We start from the raw sequence: 17,523 nt of genomic DNA, 5'->3' as shown, positions 1-17,523 counted from the left end.
TCAAGCGTTATTATTGTACAATTGTCATTTCGTTAATCAACCGTTCAGCACCGGCGTATTTATCAATTATGAATAATACATACCGAATATCCACATTAATCGTACGTTGCAGTTCAGGTTCGAAGGCGATATCACCACTCATTGCTTCCCAGTTACCATCGAATGCCAGACCAAACAATTCACCGTCAGCGTTGATAACCGGACTTCCTGAATTTCCCCCTGTAATATCATTATTGGTCAGGAAATTAACGTGCATGGTTCCATCCTTATCGGCGTATCTGCCATAGTCACGGGTTAAATACAATTCTTTCAGTTTTTGCGGGACCACAAATTCCCAGTTGTCCGGATCTTCTTTCTCCATTACACCTTCCAGGGTGGTATAATATAAATAGTGAACCGCATCACGTGCCATATAGTCTTCAACCTGACCATAAGTTAAACGCATGGTGAAATTAGCATCGGGATAAAATACCTTATTCGGTTCCATCGCATGCAATCCGGCCTCAAAAAGACGTTTCCCTTTTTCGATATTAAAATCCTGCTGCCTCATCAGATCTACCAGTAAACGGTATTCATTCATTACTGATACACCACCACTGAACGCCATGTCTTTCTTAAGCAATTTAAGACTTGGCTTATTCAGAAAGGCCATGTACCGATCCTTGTCTGCAAATATTGATTTACGGAACAGCTTAGCCGCATATTTTGCATAGTTACCTTTGTACTTTGATTTTATTTCGCGGTATACCGAAGGATAATAGCTATTGGAAATTTCCTGAGCATAAACCTTAAGCATGGCTTCCAGTACCTTTTGATCCGTTGAGGGATTATAATCCTTAAAAAATGCCTCACCGTCTTCACGCATGCGCTCCACTGTGATCTTCAGAAGTTCATCGTTACCACTCAGCATGACATCTGCAAGCCGTTTTGCCCTGTAGGCAAACAAATAGATTTCCGTACCGGATATCAATGATTCACGAAGATAATTCCTGGCTTTGTTCTGGGGTGCTCTCCGGGTATAGGCTTCCTCCAGCAATGGCAGAGCTTCACCATATTTTTCCTTTCGCTCTTCGTTACGGTTAACCCAGAATGTAAATTTATTTTCGAGTTCTCTTTTTTTCTGCAGCACATGGAGATTATTCAATCCCATATTCATTCCTATGCTGTTTTTATAATAGTTGGAACTGTGAGCATACTTGGTAGCATATTGAATCCGAACCTTTTCACTGGCCTGCATATCCTTAAGCCATATTTTCTGTTTGATCTCCCTAACCTGTATTCTGGCCATATTTATGATATCCATACGCTCTTCTATCCCCCATGAAGTAAGATAACGATCCGTACTTCCCGGAAAACCAAGGATCATAGCAAAATCACCGGGTTGATTTCCTTTTAATGAGACCGGGAGATGGTATTTGGGCTTCATCGGAATATTATGCTCGGAATATTCTGCGGGATTACCCAGTGAATCGGAATATACGCGAAACATGCTGAAATCTCCGGTGTGCCGTGGCCACATCCAGTTGTCGGTGTCGGCGCCGAATTTACCAATGGAAGAAGGCGGTGCACCCACAAATCGCACGTCGGGATATTCCTGGTAAACATAAAGATAAAAGCTGTTACCGGAATAAAAAGGCTTGACTACGGGAACATATCCCAGTGTATCCGGTACTTCACCGGCAATAGCGATCAAAACGGAATCAATTTTATGCTCTCTTTTTTCTTCCTGCATATCAGGATTAACGGCATCAAGAACACGGTCTGTGACATCCTCAATTCTGTTCAGAAACTTTACCGAAAGTCCGGGGGTTGGAATTTCATCAGACAACTGTTCTGCCCAAAACCCATTCTCCAGATAGTTGTGTTCCACAGAACTATGGCTCTGAATAGAAGAATAGCCACAATGGTGATTGGTCAGAATCAATCCCTGATCTGAGATGATTTCACCGGTACAACCCCGACCAAAAATAACTACGGCATCCTTTATACTGGAATGATTAATACTATAGATCTTATCCGCGTCAAGCTTAAGACCCATCTCCTGCATGGTTTTAATATTAAGATCTTTAATGTAGGGCAACATCCACATGCCCTCATCTGCCTTAACCAGATTACCGCAGGTAACTAATAGTGCTAACAGTGTGAATAAAAACTTTTTCATTTGTGTGTTTGTGTATTTCTTCAAAGTCGGCAAAAATAATAATAATCAGCGTACTGAAAATGAAAAAAAGCTAAACATTTAAGAATATATGTTTGTAGATGTAAGAAAAAAACGTTATTTCCTGACGGCTGATAAAAAAATAAATATAATTTTATGATTTTCAAACTTTATCATACAGTTTTGGGTTATTAAAATGATTGTATGTATATGTTTAACCTTAATCTTTACAATTTTTACTATGGCAGGAAATTTAACATTAACAATGATTAAGCCAAGGGCAGTCGAAAAAAACCATATTGGCCCGATATTAGGTATTATTAATGAACATGGGTTTAAAATTAAGGCAATGAAATTTACGCGCCTTTCCAAAGCACGCGCGGAACAATTCTATGCCGTACATAAAGGCAAGCCTTTTTATGAGACACTTACAGATTTTATGTCATCGGGCCCCATCGTGGCAGCACTTCTGGAACATGATAATGCGGTAGCAGAGTTTCGCAAATTAATAGGTGCCACAAATCCCGACGAAGCCGAAGAAGGAACCATCAGGAAGTTGTTTGCAGAATCCATGTCTCACAATGCCGTACATGGTTCCGACAGTGATGAAAATGCTTTAATTGAAGCTGCATTCTTCTTTTCAGAAACTGAACGTTACTAATTTTTAATAAAATCAGAACATTTAGCACTTCTTATTGTTATTTAAATCAAATTGAAATAAGAAGTAAGATGGAGAAGTTATGTCCGATAACATTTAAAAGTGTGGATAATCATGTTGCCCGGTTAAATTCATCGATTATTATCGTTTTATTCGCACTGTTCTTTGCAACAGGAAGTCCTGTTGTTATTGCGTTTATTTTTCTGGATTTTCTGGTACGGGGATTCTGGGAACCGGCTTACAGTCCTGTAGCAAGGACCAGTAAATACATATTAAGTAATTTTCAGATCAAACCGAAAATGATTAATGCAGGCCCCAAGATCTTTGCAGCCCAGGTTGGAACCTTTATTTCAGGAGCAGTTCTGTTTTGCGCAGTTACAGGCTTTAGTACGATAGGTTGTTATTTTGCAGGCATCCTGGTATTCTTTGCACTTCTTGAATCTGCATTTTCCTATTGTGTTGCATGTAAACTCTATCCTTTTTTACGAAAAAGATAAGTTTAAACCAAATATTTAAAAATGCCCGGCTGAGATCAGCCGGGCATTTTTATTTTTTAATCGCAAGTGTGACAACATGAGATAAAACCGTGCTGTCTAAAACCTTTATTTTACCAATTGCGGCAGATAACAGGCAATCAAACCTAGGTATTCTTTTTCTGATTTTGCCGTTGTTGAGATTACCTTTTGCCTGAACATTTGTTCCCTGTCAATTCGCTTTGCAACAAGGTCCTTATCCAGATTTCTGAATTCCTTATCCATTTTTGTCAGTCCGAACACATTGTTCTTTTTTGCCTTGTACTGTAACTCAAGGTCCTTACCATATACCACATAGTTATGGCACTTATCACCTTCACATACTCTTACAACGAATGTTTCATCCGTATTTTCATATTTGATCACAAATATTTTGTAAGCATCTGTTGATTTATCCAGATCTTTAAACACCTGATAATCTCCCATTGAAGTGAATGTTTGTCCCTTCAACATTTTCTTTTCAGTGGCCTGTGCTGCAACAGCCAGACAAAGCACTCCTACTAACATTATAAGTTTTGTTTTCATGGCATTTAATTTAAAATTCTGATTCAAATGTATAAAGCATTCCCATACGGTTACGCTTATTTTCAGCAGACGGCATGATGCTACGCACAAACGATAAACTCCACAGGGTCAATAACATCTGCTTTTAAACCCCGGTTGTTTATCTTTTTTTAAGAATATGCCGTTCCCGTTGTAAAAACGCAGATTAAACTAATGGCATACCCATTTGTTATACGTATTATTCATCAAAATCGTAAAGTCATGAAAAAGAACATGGGTGCCACAGATAAGGTTTTAAGAGTTCTTATAGCCTTGACTATTGGTGTACTTTATTTTACAAATGTAATTACAGGTACCTTGGGAATTGTACTGCTTGCTGTAGGCGTTATATTTCTGCTTACCAGTCTTGTAGGAACCTGCCCGCTCTATTTACCTTTTGGAATCAGTACACAAAAAAAGAAAGCGTAAAGGAATGTCAAACGTATTTGATCCAAAAAAACTTTTGAAGCTTGAATCGGAGGACCGCTATAAAGCGGTTCCTCCGAAAGAGACTTTGCTAAAAACAGGCCTTAAACCAGAATACACGGTTGCGGATATCGGATGCGGAACGGGCTTCTTCAGCATTCCGGCAGCAAATTATGTAAAGCCCAATAAAGTTGCTGCAGCAGACATCTCAGCTGAGATGCTAAACTTTGTCAACGGCCGTTTGATTGATGAGAAAATAAGCAACATTGACATTGTAAGGATGGATCCGATGGTAATTCCATTACCTGACGCTTCATTTGACTATACATTTTGTTCCTTTGTTGTTCATGAAGTACCGGATGCTGCAGGATTCATTAATGAAATGCTACGAATTACCAAACCGGGAGGCCGGGTGGTCATCGTGGAATGGCAGGTTACCGAAACACCTTCTGGTCCACCCGCTGAAATTCGTATTGAACCCGAAAAACTGAATGAATATATTAACACAGAAGCCGTAAGCTCCAAGGAAATAATGGTTTTAGGTGATTGGTTCTACGCTACAATTGCACACAAACGCTGACTCAGGTCACATTAACGGAGCCATTATAATTCAGCGCTTTCATCACCGAATTTTTATAATTCCTTCCTATCGGCAGTTCTTTCTCCTTTATCTCAATAATGCTGGCACTGAAAGCCGTAATATGAGGAACAGATACAATATATGACTTATGTATCCTTAAAAAGTCTTCTGCCGGCAGCTTATTTTCAAGTTCTGTCAGACTGGCTTTGGTTATAATTCTTTTATCCGGCATGTAAATCCGTACATATTCGCTGTAGCCTTCGATATACAATATATCTTTCAGCTGTATCTTCTTAACCATTTTATTCTCTTTTACATAGATATAGGCATCATCGGGTCCTTTTATTCCTTCATTAACCTGGATGGTATCACTTTTGGTCTGATAAAATTTATTTACAGATTTCAAAAATCGCTCAAAAGTGATAGGCTTCAGTAAATAATCCACTACATCCAGCTCAAAACCTTCCAGGGCATGCTCTCTGTAAGCCGTTGTAAAAATAACTTTCGGTGGATTCTTGAGAATTTTCAAAAACTCTATTCCGCTGATTTGCGGCATATGAATATCGAGAAACATCAGGTCCACTTTATTGTTATGGAGTGCAGTCATGGCTTCCATGGCGTTACTGCAAACAGCAACAAGTTCAAAGTCTTCCAGTTTTGATACATGATCTTTCATCAGCGCCTGCGCCAATGGTTCGTCATCGACTATAATGCATTTGTTTTTCATAATAAAAAATAATAATGGATGAATAAACAAAAAGATGCAGTATTTCCCCTGTGATTTCCACGTAAAATATCTGAGTACAGTAGGTTCATTCTACTCAATTTTTCAGGTATCAGTTGTAAAGTTACAAATTTATTGATTACAGAGTTCTTACCCATATTTATCAATTAACGACCATTTCCGGCGGGTGAACTGCATTGTATGCCGTGTAAAATTCGTTTGCTTATATCCCCTGTTACTGTCACCTCATAACAGACTGATTGCATGTATACTATACGTTCAGCACAAACAAAACGTTACAGTTGACTGAAAATTAACACGTTTTACAAGCCATCACTTTAGATTTATATCTTTAATGTAACAAGCAGCCATAATATTCGGTATTTTTGATACCGGAATATTTAGCCACCATGCTTTTAGTATGAAAAGAACTATCCCTATATTAATTCTTCTGCTGGTTTTATCCGGTTGTTCAGATCAAAAGAAAGCTGAATACCTGTTAAGACACTTTATATCAACACATGAAAAGGGACTTGAACAGTTGCACAGGGAAAATTCACGGGTACTATGGGAAAATTACACACGCAATAAGTACCCGGAAAACTACTATTACAAAGCTGACAGCATACATAAAATCTTTAATAACAGAACCGAAGCAGAGCTAAACATAAGAGCAGTGTACAACAATATTTCTGAATACGATTTTCTACACAGACTTCAAAATTCCGGACTCATTGAAGATCCGGAACTGAAGCGTGAACTTGGAAAACTGTATGAGCAGTATGCATGGGCCAGACTTGATTTTTATACACTTAACGATAAACAGGCTCAACTGGCCAATAAATTCTACGATCTGCAGAGAAGCAAACCAGGCGATGAAGACATTCAATATCTGGGCACTGATTCGATGCTGACATACGATAAACGCAGGAATGAACTTATTGAGGACTATAAAACAATAATCCGCGAAAAAAATGCTGCAGCTAAAAAGGCTGGCTTTAAAAACTACTGGAGTTACTGGCTCGACAAAAATGAACTTTCCAGTGAAGAACAGGAGCAAATAATTTCAGACATTGACAGCCTCACCCGGGAGGATTACCTTGCTTTTAAACACACTATAGACAGCATTATTCTGAATAAAAAAGGAAAAAAACCGGAAGAAATTACATACTCCGACTTTTACCTTCAGGTGCACAACTATGCATATCCGTTGGAGTTTAAAATTAATATGAGTAAAGATTCCATTAAAAACACTCTTATAAACTATTTTAAGGAAAAAGGTTTCAATGCAGACAATATTTACAGTACCAGCGACATTTGGTACAGAGAAGACAAAGCAAGAGGTAGTTTTGTGATTAATATGGACAACAGACAGGATGTGCGCATTTATGGTTACTTTAAACCTTACTACTGGGACATGGTTAATCTTTTGCATGAAACAGGACATGCGTTTTATTTTAGAAGTGTAGATGCGAATATTCCTTTTATGTTGCGCGAACCAAATCTTGCTATGAATGAAGCAACTGGTTTTGTATTTCAATCCCTGTTTATTACCGATCCGGAACTGGGTGAACGGTTGGGAATGTCTGCTGAGGAACCCAACATCTTCCGCCACCTGAAGATACCGTTTATGCTTTTTATGACAAGGGATCTGCTGGTTCGTGCGGAACTTGAAAAAGAGATCATTCAAAATCCGGATCAGGATATAAATAAACTGTTCTGGGCACTAAAGAAAAAGTATTTTTTCTATGATCAACCGGATATTGACAAAGTGCCACTCTGGATTCAGGATACACATATTATTCACAATTCAGGTATTTATCAGGCCTATATTTACGCTGCAGCCATTGGCAGTATGCTACTTGAAAATGTTAAGCAGCGTGATGATTACGGCCGGTGGATGACTGAGAATATATTCAGGTTTGGTGATTCAAGATGCTGGAGAGACATCATAAAAGATGCCACGGGACGGGATTTTACACCCGGGTATATCAGCAACCTGTACAAATAATTATGACATAATCGGGGAATTATGGCAGTAAAAAAATACAGTAGTTTTTTAACCGTTGTATACCACAGTTTATTCTGGTTGGTATACTGTCTGTTTATGGCTTCGCTTATCGGTGCAAACGGACAGCAACCCTTTTGGTTTGTATTTACACATTACCTTTCCGGAATACCTGCCTTTGCCCTATATGCCTACACTATGCTGTTGTTTTTTGTCCCGGCGCTGCTAACCAAGAACCGAAATTATACGGGTGTTTCACTCATCGTGCTTGCAAGTACGGTAGCGGCTGTCATACTCTATCTTGTTCTGAACCATTTTGTTTTTTACGGTTTATTCTGGCCACGGGCACTGGCGCCTGAAAAATGGTTCTCATTAAATCTGTTCATCCAGTCTTTGCTCCCCATTTGGATACCTACCATGTTCCTTGTTGCCCGGAAATTCACGGCTGAATGGCTGAAGGAATCCAAGGCTAAAACCGAGCTTGAAAAAGAAAACCTGGAGACGGAGCTAAAAATGCTTAAAAATCAGCTGAATCCCCATTTTTTATTTAATACGCTGAATAATCTGTATACGCTGGCACTCATGAAATCGGATAAAACACCGGAAATGATTTCCCGCTTATCCGATATGTTTCAGTTTATCCTTTACGAATGCAATGCTCCGGTTATTACCCTGAAAAAGGAGATGAACCTGATTAATAACTATGTTAAGCTTCAGCAGCTCCGCTATGGAGACAGGCTGGATTATTCCATCCAGAGCGATGTGGGTGTAGACAATTTCAGGATAGCTCCAATGATACTGTTTACTTTTGTTGAAAACTGCTTCAAGCACGGAAGTGGTGCTGACCCTGGTATTCCGTGGATAAAATTATATTTTGAACGTAAAGGAGAAAAGCTCCTGTTTATTGCAGAAAACAGTAAACCCGGAAATTCCCAGGCTGTTACTGAAGTGAAAAAAGGTATTGGCCTCTCCAATATGCAAAAGAGGCTCGACTTACTCTATTCCGGCCATTACAAACTAAATATAAAAGAAACTGACAGAGTTTACAAAGCCGAGTTACTGATGGATGAACTCTAGTTAATCGGTCAGAACAGCGTTCAGATCAACAATCACAAAACTGCTGGTTTTAATTTCATATAATACCTTATCTACAATTATCTGATTACCGGAAACAGACAGATTGGCCACCTTCTTACCGGCCTTATTCAAAATAACTGATTCTGAAGCATTGGAGTATACATCATAACCATTCGTGCTGCTGTTATACTGAAGATAGTTATCGAAGAGGACGAGGTTTTCCACAAACTCAAAATTATGATCGATGAGGATCAGGTTGTCATCTTTGGTCCGGATAAGATAATAATGCAAAGGATCTAAAACTTTTCGACCATCAACACTACTGCTTTTCAGGTATACTTTATCACGAATCAAAGCATTGAAAGGATCCAGCACATTAATCAGAAACGACTTATCCGTACTCAGGGTTCCATCGGCTAAAGACAATGCTTTTATTCTATCCTGGTACATTAATATCAATCTTTCTTCCTCAACTTTTGAGTCCTGTATGATCTGATCATCTGATTCTATTTCTTTCATAAACAGCTGTTCTCCCGTTGCCGGGTTAAAAGCTGTGAAATACGGTTTGCCATACGATATTTTCTCATCTTTCACCTTCCCTTTTACACTCGGATCATATTCGTTTGGATCAAGTGGCCCCACCATCGATTCGTTATAGTAGGCATAACCTTTATTGAGCAGATACAATTTGTTATTCTTCAGGAAAAGTTCAGAACTGCTTGCCTTGCCTGATGGTATTGGGAAGGTCCACTGTACATTACCTTCAAGATCCGTTTTAATAAGTAACTCTTTGGATGCAAAGTAGATGTATCCGTTTTCACTCAAAAGATTGGATCCAACACTGGAAATAACCTTGTTCTTCAGAAAAACACCTGAATATTTAGTGAAGGCATAAACATCTTTTATATGATAAACATCGCTATTGACAATATTAATTTCGTTTTCACCCGTAATCATATCATAGTCCCAACCTTCACCTGTTTTCAGATTGATGGTATGTAAACCTGCTGCAACAATAAGGATAACTGAGTCATTAACATGAATGATCTGATTACTCCAGTTATAATCCTGGTTTATTTCTCTTTTCCAGATAATTTCCCCGGTCTTCAGATCAACACCCTTTAAGGTATTGGTAACTCCTATAGCAGAGCGGTATGTATATCCTATTCCAATATTCATTAAAGGATCAATATATTTCAGATTCACTTTTGCATCCCATAATTCTTCTCCGTCCATTATATCCAGACAGTTTAGCATATTATCTGATTCCAGAAAAATATTATCATTATACTGCAGCACCTTGCTGTTTTCATAATCTATTCTTTTGCTCCAGCTAATCTTTTGATCCGGCAAACTGAAAAGCGCGAGATCTCCCCTGCTTTTAAGCCAGTTACCCCAATTGCTCTTTCTTTGCTGAACAACTGTCATCGTATTGGTAAAGGTATCGAGATAAGCCTTTTGTATTACACCCGGAAATGTATATTCGGTGGCGATCAGATCATCTCCGCTCATCAAATTTTCACCAACAGTGCTTTGAGTCGCTGTAATTTTTACACCAGCAGATCCTAGGGATGAAAACAGACTTAAGAAAGTCAGAATTATTAAATTTAAATATTTCATTACACTATATTTTTCTACGTTATTTCACAAATTAAACCGGGTCTCTAAGTTATAAAAAAGATAAAAACTTTCAGCAATAAACCCGTGATATTGTAGGATAAACGTATACAACCTTGAATTTAGCCTGATGTAAACCCATTATTATTGTGTTTGCGAGGTTTTTCATTTTTTATGCAGACCAATTTTTGTTTTCTTTGTTTTTTAATTCAGCTAACCATATAATGATGAAAAAATTAACGTTTATACTTTTAACAATTTGTGCTTTAAATTTGATCAGTACATCTGCCCAGGAGACTAACTGGGGCGTAGAGTTTTCAGAGGCCATCATGTACCGTCATCCCAACACGATCAATGACATGACACACAAGGGCTGGGAATACTCTAACAGTATTGTGCTATATGGAATGATAAAAATATACAACTACACCCATAACCCGGCGTATTTGGAATATGTAAAAAAATATGTGGATGATTTTGTAAGTGCATCAGGCAACATCAGTTTTGATTCCAGTGCCAATAACCTGGATCATCTCCATCCCGGTTTACTGTTAAATTATCTGTACAGGGAAACCGGTATAGAGAAATATAAAAAAGCCGCAGATATCATTCGCAGTGAATTTGACAAACAACCGCGAAATCCTTCCGGCGGATTCTGGCATAAGCAGCGTTATCCTAACCAGATGTGGGCTGACGGCATTTATATGGCGGAGCCATTTTTACTGGAATATGGATCAATGTTCAACGACATGGAATATGCCACCAGTGAAGCAACAAAACAGACCACCCTGTTAGCAGCGCATGCATACGATGAGAGCAACCATTTAATCTACCATGGCTGGGATGAGACCAAAGAAGCACCATGGGCTGATGCTAACGGCAGATCGCCGGAGGTCTGGTCGAGAGGAATGGGCTGGTATTGTATGGCTCTGGTGGATATGATGGACCTGCTCCCTGTCGACGATCCCAAATATGAAGAATTTCTGTCCCTGGTTCAGGGTTTGGCTCAGGGCATAAAAGAAAACCAGGATGCATCCACCGGGTTATGGTACCAGGTAGTTGACAAGGGTAATCTCTCTTCAAACTGGATAGAGACTTCCGGAAGTGCAATGTTTATTTACATGCTGAAAAAGGCCAGAGACAACGGATATATCGATGACAGCTATGATGCTGTTATTGCGAAAGGCTGGGAAGGCATGCAAAATAAAATTACACTGGACAGCAAAAAAATGCCGGTAATAAATGGGTTTGTTGGTGGAATGGGGATAAAAGATAATTATTCATCTTATGTTGGAGAGTCAACCGTAAGTGCACCGCCTTCAGCGCATCCACACGGTTACTGTGCTATTCTTTCACTGGCATCAGTTATGGAGTGGCCAAAGGAGAGAGTATACAATCTGAACGTGGATATTGTCAGCAAAGGAAAGGTAATCAATCCGTATAAAAGCACGGCCTACATGCCTGGAGAATACATCAAACTGACTGCCCGACCGGAAACAGGTTATGAATTTGATGGCTGGACCGGCGATGTCACGGATACGGATTCTGTAATTTATGTAAAGATGGATGCCAGTAAATCTGTAACTGCGCACTTCAGCACAATTGCATCCACTCAGAAAACGACATCCGGTACGCTGCAGGTTTATCCTAATCCGGTAACGGACAGGTTACACTTTAAATCGGTTGAACCGGAATCAAGCTACCGGATTGTATCCATTGAAGGTAAAACAGTTCAGGAAGGGAATATTAAATCAACACCTGAATTCAGTATTAATGTTGGCGGCTTACCCCAGGGAATGTATGTACTAAAGTCAGGACAGGATCAGATTTCATTTATTAAAGAATAAAACACGGCAGGACACTGTTCTTAAAATTTAGCTAAAATGAACGGAACAGTTGAACAAAGCATACGATAATTGTATTATATACATTGAAAATATAAAACCAAAAGAAAATGAGTAAAATCACATTAAAAGGAAGCCCTGTTAACACTATAGGGGAATTACCAAAAGTTGGAGATACAATAAAAGATTTTGAATTGACCAAAGGAGATTTGTCTAAGGCTACATTGTCCGATTTTAAAGGCAGTAAGCTTGTACTCAATATTTTCCCGAGCCTTGATACCAGTACATGTGCAGCATCTGTCCGCAGATTCAATAAAGAAGCTGCGGAGCTGAATAATGTAAAAGTGCTTTGTATTTCCAAAGACCTGCCTTTTGCCCAGGGCCGTTTTTGTGGTGCCGAAGGCATTGATAATGTCGTGACTCTTTCGGATTATGCCACTGGTAAATTTGGAAAAGACTATGGAGTTGAAATTATTGATTCGCCACTTGTAGCACTTCATTCAAGAGCTGTAATTGTTGCGGATGAAAACGGAAAGGTATTGTACACAGAACAGGTTCCTGAAATCGTTGATGAACCAAATTACGAAGCTGCACTTGGTGCACTGAAATAGAAAATTATATTCTACACATAAAAAAATCCGTCCATTCCGGGCGGATTTTTTTATGCCACAACTCAAGGCTTAAAGTCGCTGGGAAGAATAGCTCCGTAACGTTTGTCTGCTATGTCCCCGTCAAAAAGAAGCTCCCCGCCGGGTAACGTGCCGTCTTTACGTAAGATGCATGTATCTTTTTCAATATATAGAACAGAATAGGCAGCCGGTGACATTCCTGCTAGTATTCTCCAGTTGTCATCACCTTCGTATCGCTCCAGATTTATGGGTTTAAAATTATTGGTATAATACTGAATAAGAAGTTCGGTACCCTGTAAATTCATGATTGCCGCTTCATCATTTTTAAAACTGATATCAATGGAATCTGCATAAAACAAATTGTAATGTGTGGTATTTGAATCTCTGGTTATAACATAAACATCATATCCGTTCTGTTCCAGTTTATTTTCATAAAGCGACCTGACAAAATGCATCACAGAATGATAATATACTTTATACCTGTTTCGTCTGAACCGCAGCTCCTGAAGTCTGGAAACATCATCATACTCCCTGAAATAGGTGTAACCCAGATTTTTTATTACTGACTGCTTATAAATAGAATCATAGGCTTCAACAAACTGCACCATATCATATTGAAGGAGATATCCCAGTTTGGGTAAATCTATGAGCAGGGGTGCTGTTGCCTGAACAACGAAATACCTGCGTTTACCCACCAAAGCAGAATCCGGGGCATCTGCCCCAAAATATTCTGTATGAAAAAACAACACACTATCATTTAGAATTTCAGCATTTTCGCCCCAGAAATTATTTCCCAGAAAGTTCTTCTTAAAGTACGCCATACTTTTTTTCCTCAGATTCTGACTCTGGACCAGCACCTGCGTCATTTCAATATTTTTCGGTTCCAGTTTTATGTCCAGATTACGATGAACTTCCGGGGAAATATCCAGAACGGCAGATTTGTAGCTCACATGATTAATCACAATTCTGCAATGATCAAAATTATAGGCAAGACTGAAACGTCCTAAGGTATCGGTAGTGGTACCAATGGTAGAACCATTTATATAAACGGCAGTATATTCTACGGGGTTTCCGGTTTCAACATCAGTTATTCTGCCTGTTATTTCTATACTGTAACTCTCTAAATGTAAGGCAAAAAGGAGCATAAAAAGTAACGCTGTCTTCATAATACCAATCCGGTTAACCAATTAGCGGGGTTATGTAGTTTTTTATTCTGTAAGCATCATCGCTTTAACATACCGGATAAAAGCAAGTATTATGCCAGTATTTTATTGCTTAATAAACTGCATTCCGGTGATGATCTACAATAACGGCAGGACGACCATGAATGTCCCTCCATCTTCAAGCACTGTTATAGACTTACCTACCAACATTCTATATTGTGCTTCCAGTGTTTTCAATCCGGTTTGGGTGGAATAGGTCGTATCTTTTTTATTCAGGTTGTTTTTAACAGAGATCTCCTTATTATCAGAAACAATGTCAATAAAAAGGGGATGATTCCTGTTGACAGCATTGTGTTTAATGGCATTTTCCACCAGCAACTGTAAGGCCATCGGAGGGATTTCCTTCTGGTAATCAGCATCATTTATGTCAATATTTACCCGCAAACCCTCGCCGATTCGTTCCTTGTGCAGTGCGATATATGCATTCAGAAACTTAAGCTCTTCCTGTAAAAGAACCGTTTTCTGATCATGACACTTCAGCATGTAACGATACACATTTGTAAAATTATCGGTAAAGACTTCGGCATCCTCAGGACTATAATGGATCAGCGATTTCAGTACACTGAGATTATTGAAAAGAAAATGAGGGTTAAGCCTGTCTCGTAGCTGGTTATAGTCACCAACCAGTTTGGCCTGTGTGAGTTCATCGATCTCCCTGCGGCTGTTCAGATAATCACGCGTCAGATTTGACAAAACGATAATCAGAATATGAATTATAATAATTAAAAGACCAACTATAAGGACAATCTGGGTAACATGCAGGTTTAACAGGTTAACCTCGCCAAGCAGTTTTTCGGCCAGTTCAACCCAGAAATACACAACGCCAAGGGTCGTGACCAAAACAGTAAGTATTTGAATATAAAGGCTATCACCCAGGCGTTTCCATCGCTTAAACAGTCTGATTATGAACAGGTTTATTTCGGTTACACTGTTAAATGCCAGAACAGAAACAGCATATATGGTCAGTTTCAGTTCTGACGGGAGCATAGCCCAACGGGTCATTACGCCTGTAATATAGATAAGAACAATGGCGGAAACCGTGGTAATAAGCAAACGGGTCAGCACATATTTTGCCTTGTATGTACCTATATTGACGAAAAATTCGAAATTACCCGTATTTAACATGACGTTTTATTTACCCATCCAAATTTTAAACTCGCCGGCTTTAAGCCGGCTCACTGAGACTTCAAAAGGGGCAGGTGGCGACAGCTCTGCGATGAGCTTCCCGCCCAGATCGTTTGTGATCTTCTTTACAGCATCAATGCTGACAATACATTTCCGGTTCGCTCTGAAAAAGCGATCCGGATCCAGTTCAGATTCCACCTGCTCAAGTGTATAGTCCAGAGTATACTCTTTTTTACTGAAATCCACAGCAAATGAAAGTTTGTTATCACTGTAGATATATGCAATATCTTTTGCTTCGAGCTTTTGATACCCCTGTATTCCTGAAATTAAAAACCGGGTTCTGTGCTCTCTTTTTCCACTTACAATTGATTTGAAAAGGTTGGAAATGTACTCCTTTTCTTCCTGAACACTAAACATATCCGGTCTTTCTGTTGCGATCAGTTTTTCAAATTTAAGAAATGCCTGATCCAGTTCACCGGCATTCACAGGTTTTAAAAGATAGTCGATGCTGTTTACCTTAAAAGCACGGATGGCATACTCATCGTAAGCCGTTGTAAAAATAATCCGGCTGGTGATCTCGCCCTCATAGGCTTTGAATATTGAAAAACAGATGCCGTCGGACAACTGGATATCCATCAGTATAAGATCCGGAAGCAAATGATTCCTGAACCAGGACACACTATCCTCAACACTTTCAAGTATCGCTTCAATGTTCCAGGCAGGCCGAAGATTTTCAATCATATCCTTCAACATCCTGCTGTTGTGCGCCTCATCTTCTATAATGAGTAACCTTATATTCCTTTTATTATCATTACGCATTAAGTGGGTATCACTTTAATAGTCTAAAGATATAATAAAATTCATTTCCTCTTATCCGGGTAAACAATTGGTCCCTTGAGCCCGAACTTCTAAAAATTAAACATTAAACTACTTTGTTCTGTTTCGTTACCTGCAGCTGCTTACCGTCTTTTACTCTGACTGGTTAGTCACCTTATAAAACCTGCTCTCCTGGATTTTATATTCTGTCAGAGCATCGATTTTTTCGCTGTAAGCTTTTTGCCACTGTGCTTTGGCTTCAAGTACATTAACCACTGTTTCCATTCCCAGACGGTAGTTATCATCGCACACTTTCATATTTTCATTTGCCTGATCCAATGCCTTTTGTGTCAGTTCAACTCTTGTCCAGGCATCACTGCAGTTTAACCTCGCCTGCTCAATTTCCAACTGAAGAAATTCCTGTGCCTGTTGCAACTCCAGCTGTTTAATGGTATAATCTGCTTTTGCTGAAGCCATTTTACCTTTTCGTTCTCCGAAGGTGGTAATTGGAATTTTCACATTGGCAATAGCGCTGAATCCATATGAATCATAATTATCCATATTTTCCAGTCCAACATTAAAATAATTATAGCCTGCCGATACACCTACAGTCGGCAGATAATCCCCTCTGACCAGCTTCACCTGTTGTTCAGCCAAATCCACCTGCCCCAGGAGTAACTTGTATTCTTCCCTCTCTGCATATGTTCCACCACTAAGGTTTACAGGATCAAAAGAAACATTCGCAATGCTGTCGTTTATTTGGACGGATGTAAACAGATCAACTCCGATTACACGGCAAAGGGCCATGCGAGACAAGGTAAGGCCGCTGGCAGCTTTCTGAACCTGAAGTGTGGCATCGTTATATCGCACCTGTACTTTCAGCAGCTCATTCCGGTTCACCATACCGGTTTCATAACTGTCGTTCACCACCTTAACCACTTCTTTCAGCAAGGCCTGGTATTTTTTTGCAAGTTTAAGTTTTTCCTGAACCGACAAATATGTGTAAAACATTTTATCGGTTTCAAAAATGACCTCATCTTCCTTTAACTGTTTATTATCAGAAGCCAGATTCTCGGCAATTCCGGCCATTTTGTTTCCGGCAATAATTTTACCTCCGGCATAAATGGGCTGACGGGCAGAGATCCCTGCCATCGCTCCTCCGTATAATGTAATATCCAGAGGAAGAAAGGCATAGGTATTAAAAACCGGATTCCCGTCAGGGCCTGTTATTGGTTGACCCGTCACCGGATTCACTGCGATATTGGGCTTCAGTTCACCACTGGCCATATCGAATGTTTTTGTCGGAAGGGTTAGTTCTGTCCGGAGTTCATGTTTTGAGTACATTCCTGTGGCTGAAGCAGAAATATTGGGAAACCACGCTGATCTGGCTGCTGTTTTTTCACCATGAGCCTTTCTGATATTCTGATCTGCAATTTTTAATGTTTTGCTGTTTTCAAGCGCCATGGCATGACACTGTTCAAGACTCAGCTGTAAGGTATCCTGGGCCATCAGAGCTGTTGAAAAAAGGAATACCAGGATTGCTAGTTTTATCTTGTTCATCT

Annotated in this window: 16 protein-coding genes; 8 read left to right on the top strand and 8 right to left on the bottom strand. The window is 39.4% G+C overall.

Annotation, left to right across the window (positions count from 1 at the left end; all coding sequences use genetic code 11):
* Positions 1-10: 10 nt before the first annotated feature.
* Positions 11-2,161: a S46 family peptidase gene (locus ACE1EF_RS09485; protein WP_375720413.1), complete on the bottom strand. Its 2,151-nt coding sequence runs from the start codon at positions 2,159-2,161 to the stop codon at positions 11-13.
* Positions 2,162-2,399: 238 nt separating this feature from the next.
* Between ACE1EF_RS09485 and ndk the strand changes: the two genes are divergently transcribed.
* Positions 2,400-2,819, top strand: coding sequence for a nucleoside-diphosphate kinase (gene ndk / locus ACE1EF_RS09480; protein ID WP_375720412.1), 420 nt, complete (start codon positions 2,400-2,402; stop codon positions 2,817-2,819).
* 68 nt (positions 2,820-2,887) lie between these two features.
* On the top strand, positions 2,888-3,313 hold the full coding sequence (locus ACE1EF_RS09475; protein WP_375720411.1) for a DUF4395 domain-containing protein: 426 nt from the start codon (positions 2,888-2,890) through the stop codon (positions 3,311-3,313).
* A gap of 105 nt (positions 3,314-3,418) precedes the next feature.
* Here ACE1EF_RS09475 and ACE1EF_RS09470 read toward each other — a convergent pair whose 3' ends face one another.
* Positions 3,419-3,874, bottom strand: a complete 456-nt coding sequence (locus ACE1EF_RS09470; protein WP_375720410.1) for a hypothetical protein — start codon at positions 3,872-3,874, stop codon at positions 3,419-3,421.
* A 240-nt stretch (positions 3,875-4,114) separates the two neighbouring features.
* Between ACE1EF_RS09470 and ACE1EF_RS09465 the strand changes: the two genes are divergently transcribed.
* Both ACE1EF_RS09465 and ACE1EF_RS09460 read left to right on the top strand, forming a co-directional pair.
* Entirely contained in the window at positions 4,115-4,321 is a 207-nt protein-coding gene (locus tag ACE1EF_RS09465; RefSeq protein WP_375720409.1) for a YgaP family membrane protein, read from the top strand.
* Between the two features lie 4 nt (positions 4,322-4,325).
* Positions 4,326-4,898 (top strand): class I SAM-dependent methyltransferase, encoded by a 573-nt coding sequence (locus ACE1EF_RS09460; RefSeq protein ID WP_375720408.1) that lies wholly within the window; start codon positions 4,326-4,328, stop codon positions 4,896-4,898.
* Between the two features lies 1 nt (position 4,899).
* On the opposite strand, the gene ACE1EF_RS09455 is transcribed toward ACE1EF_RS09460, so the two are convergent.
* The gene (locus tag ACE1EF_RS09455; protein ID WP_375720407.1) at positions 4,900-5,625 is read right to left on the bottom strand and encodes a LytR/AlgR family response regulator transcription factor; all 726 of its coding nucleotides are present in this window, start codon (positions 5,623-5,625) and stop codon (positions 4,900-4,902) included.
* 418 nt (positions 5,626-6,043) lie between these two features.
* Between ACE1EF_RS09455 and ACE1EF_RS09450 the strand changes: the two genes are divergently transcribed.
* Positions 6,044-7,633, top strand: coding sequence for a gluzincin family metallopeptidase (locus tag ACE1EF_RS09450; RefSeq protein ID WP_375720406.1), 1,590 nt, complete (start codon positions 6,044-6,046; stop codon positions 7,631-7,633).
* A 21-nt stretch (positions 7,634-7,654) separates the two neighbouring features.
* On the top strand, positions 7,655-8,707 hold the full coding sequence (locus ACE1EF_RS09445; RefSeq protein WP_375720405.1) for a sensor histidine kinase: 1,053 nt from the start codon (positions 7,655-7,657) through the stop codon (positions 8,705-8,707).
* On the opposite strand, the gene ACE1EF_RS09440 is transcribed toward ACE1EF_RS09445, so the two are convergent.
* A complete protein-coding gene (locus ACE1EF_RS09440; RefSeq protein ID WP_375720404.1) occupies positions 8,708-10,327 on the bottom strand; it encodes an outer membrane protein assembly factor BamB family protein in 1,620 nt (539 codons plus the stop codon). It lies immediately after the preceding gene.
* A 221-nt stretch (positions 10,328-10,548) separates the two neighbouring features.
* On the opposite strand from ACE1EF_RS09440, the gene ACE1EF_RS09435 reads away from it, so the two are divergent.
* Positions 10,549-12,171 carry a glycoside hydrolase family 88 protein gene (locus tag ACE1EF_RS09435; RefSeq protein ID WP_375720403.1) on the top strand — a complete coding sequence of 541 codons (1,623 nt, stop codon included), beginning with the start codon at positions 10,549-10,551 and terminating at the stop codon, positions 12,169-12,171.
* 107 nt (positions 12,172-12,278) lie between these two features.
* Positions 12,279-12,779 carry a thiol peroxidase gene (gene tpx / locus ACE1EF_RS09430; protein ID WP_375720402.1) on the top strand — a complete coding sequence of 167 codons (501 nt, stop codon included), beginning with the start codon at positions 12,279-12,281 and terminating at the stop codon, positions 12,777-12,779.
* Positions 12,780-12,841: 62 nt separating this feature from the next.
* On the opposite strand, the gene ACE1EF_RS09425 is transcribed toward tpx, so the two are convergent.
* The 4 genes from ACE1EF_RS09425 to ACE1EF_RS09410 form a co-directional block, all read right to left on the bottom strand.
* Positions 12,842-13,963 carry a carboxypeptidase-like regulatory domain-containing protein gene (locus tag ACE1EF_RS09425; RefSeq protein WP_375720401.1) on the bottom strand — a complete coding sequence of 374 codons (1,122 nt, stop codon included), beginning with the start codon at positions 13,961-13,963 and terminating at the stop codon, positions 12,842-12,844.
* A gap of 135 nt (positions 13,964-14,098) precedes the next feature.
* Entirely contained in the window at positions 14,099-15,145 is a 1,047-nt protein-coding gene (locus ACE1EF_RS09420) for a sensor histidine kinase (protein WP_375720400.1), read from the bottom strand.
* A gap of 6 nt (positions 15,146-15,151) precedes the next feature.
* Positions 15,152-15,964 (bottom strand): LytR/AlgR family response regulator transcription factor, encoded by an 813-nt coding sequence (locus ACE1EF_RS09415; protein ID WP_375720399.1) that lies wholly within the window; start codon positions 15,962-15,964, stop codon positions 15,152-15,154.
* A 150-nt stretch (positions 15,965-16,114) separates the two neighbouring features.
* The gene (locus ACE1EF_RS09410; protein WP_375720398.1) at positions 16,115-17,521 is read right to left on the bottom strand and encodes a TolC family protein; all 1,407 of its coding nucleotides are present in this window, start codon (positions 17,519-17,521) and stop codon (positions 16,115-16,117) included.
* Positions 17,522-17,523 lie beyond the last annotated feature (2 nt).

Source organism: Quyinboa sediminis (genome assembly GCF_042219855.1).
GTDB lineage: Bacteria > Bacteroidota > Bacteroidia > Bacteroidales > UBA5342 > JBHJHP01.
The sequence above is the reverse complement of the archived record's forward strand: the minus strand, read 5'-3'. Positions and strand labels throughout refer to the sequence as shown.

What these genes read in the sequence shown, in the direction of transcription:
- ACE1EF_RS09485 (WP_375720413.1), bottom strand. Translation starts at nt 2,161, where the DNA reads ATGAAAAAGTTTTTATTCACACTGTTAGCACTATTAGTTACCTGCGGT.
- ndk (WP_375720412.1), top strand. Translation starts at nt 2,400, where the DNA reads ATGGCAGGAAATTTAACATTAACAATGATTAAGCCAAGGGCAGTCGAA.
- ACE1EF_RS09475 (WP_375720411.1), top strand. Translation starts at nt 2,888, where the DNA reads ATGGAGAAGTTATGTCCGATAACATTTAAAAGTGTGGATAATCATGTT.
- ACE1EF_RS09470 (WP_375720410.1), bottom strand. Translation starts at nt 3,874, where the DNA reads ATGAAAACAAAACTTATAATGTTAGTAGGAGTGCTTTGTCTGGCTGTT.
- ACE1EF_RS09465 (WP_375720409.1), top strand. Translation starts at nt 4,115, where the DNA reads ATGAAAAAGAACATGGGTGCCACAGATAAGGTTTTAAGAGTTCTTATA.
- ACE1EF_RS09460 (WP_375720408.1), top strand. Translation starts at nt 4,326, where the DNA reads ATGTCAAACGTATTTGATCCAAAAAAACTTTTGAAGCTTGAATCGGAG.
- ACE1EF_RS09455 (WP_375720407.1), bottom strand. Translation starts at nt 5,625, where the DNA reads ATGAAAAACAAATGCATTATAGTCGATGACGAACCATTGGCGCAGGCG.
- ACE1EF_RS09450 (WP_375720406.1), top strand. Translation starts at nt 6,044, where the DNA reads ATGAAAAGAACTATCCCTATATTAATTCTTCTGCTGGTTTTATCCGGT.
- ACE1EF_RS09445 (WP_375720405.1), top strand. Translation starts at nt 7,655, where the DNA reads ATGGCAGTAAAAAAATACAGTAGTTTTTTAACCGTTGTATACCACAGT.
- ACE1EF_RS09440 (WP_375720404.1), bottom strand. Translation starts at nt 10,327, where the DNA reads ATGAAATATTTAAATTTAATAATTCTGACTTTCTTAAGTCTGTTTTCA.
- ACE1EF_RS09435 (WP_375720403.1), top strand. Translation starts at nt 10,549, where the DNA reads ATGATGAAAAAATTAACGTTTATACTTTTAACAATTTGTGCTTTAAAT.
- tpx (WP_375720402.1), top strand. Translation starts at nt 12,279, where the DNA reads ATGAGTAAAATCACATTAAAAGGAAGCCCTGTTAACACTATAGGGGAA.
- ACE1EF_RS09425 (WP_375720401.1), bottom strand. Translation starts at nt 13,963, where the DNA reads ATGAAGACAGCGTTACTTTTTATGCTCCTTTTTGCCTTACATTTAGAG.
- ACE1EF_RS09420 (WP_375720400.1), bottom strand. Translation starts at nt 15,145, where the DNA reads ATGTTAAATACGGGTAATTTCGAATTTTTCGTCAATATAGGTACATAC.
- ACE1EF_RS09415 (WP_375720399.1), bottom strand. Translation starts at nt 15,964, where the DNA reads ATGCGTAATGATAATAAAAGGAATATAAGGTTACTCATTATAGAAGAT.
- ACE1EF_RS09410 (WP_375720398.1), bottom strand. Translation starts at nt 17,521, where the DNA reads ATGAACAAGATAAAACTAGCAATCCTGGTATTCCTTTTTTCAACAGCT.